The following is a 540-nucleotide window of genomic DNA, read 5'->3' on the forward strand; positions in this document are numbered from 1 at the left end:
AGGCGGAATCGAACCACCGACACGAGGATTTTCAATCCTCTGCTCTACCGACTGAGCTATCTGGGCAATATTTAGTTCTATGCAGAATATCCACAGGGATTTTCAATGCAATTCCCGATGGCTCTACCGAGTAAGCTATCTGGGCAAAACAATTAGCTAGATGCTAACTATTAAATAAATGGTGCCGACTATCCGAGTTGAACGGATGACCTACTGATTACAAGTCAGTTGCTCTACCAACTGAGCTAAGTCGGCACACTAAACCTGTGTGCGTTTAGCACTTAATCACGTTGTGATTATAAATAATGGTGCCCAGAGGCGGAATCGAACCACCGACACGAGGATTTTCAATCCTCTGCTCTACCGACTGAGCTATCTGGGCAATATTTAGTTTTTATGCAGAATATCAACAAAGATTTTCAATGCAATTCCCGATGGCTCTACCGACGGAGCTATCTGGGCAAAATAAATGGTGCCGACTATCCGAGTTGAACGGATGACCTACTGATTACAAGTCAGTTGCTCTACCAACTGAGCTAA

The 540-nt window shown here is 44.1% G+C and carries 2 tRNA genes; both read right to left on the reverse strand.

Annotated elements, in window-relative coordinates:
* Nucleotides 1-179: 179 nt before the first annotated feature.
* A tRNA-Thr gene (locus HUS61_RS21205) sits at nt 180-255 on the reverse strand.
* 51 nt (nt 256-306) lie between these two features.
* Nucleotides 307-382: transfer RNA gene (locus HUS61_RS21210), tRNA-Phe, on the reverse strand.
* Between the last annotated feature and the right edge of the window lie 158 nt (nt 383-540).

The organism is Pseudoalteromonas sp. 0802 (assembly GCF_013350085.1).
Classification (GTDB): domain Bacteria; phylum Pseudomonadota; class Gammaproteobacteria; order Enterobacterales; family Alteromonadaceae; genus Pseudoalteromonas.